This window comes from Nocardia sp. TBRC8007, assembly GCF_056629435.1.
In genome coordinates, this window is sequence record NZ_JBWSOR010000237.1 from 1 (window position 1) to 236 (window position 236).

Sequence of the window (236 nt, forward strand, 5' to 3'; positions counted from 1 at the left end):
TGGCGGTGGTGTGCGCCGATACGGAGTTGACCTACCGTGATCTCGACGGCCGCGCCAATCGTCTGGCGTATCGGCTGCTCGCGCGGGGGGTGGGACCCGAGCAGGTGGTGGCGGTGGCGCTACCGCGGTCGGCGGAGCTGATCGTGGCGTTGTTGGCGGTGTGGAAGGCCGGGGGTGCGTACCTGCCGGTGGATCCGACCTACCCACCCGACCGGTTGGTGTTCATGTTCGCCGAT

The 236-nt window shown here is 68.6% G+C and carries 1 protein-coding gene; it reads left to right on the forward strand.

Annotated features, from left to right (window positions below):
- The coding region (locus ACX4ZE_RS23475; RefSeq protein ID WP_480275646.1) for an AMP-binding protein at window positions 1-236 on the forward strand (236 nt) is incomplete at both ends.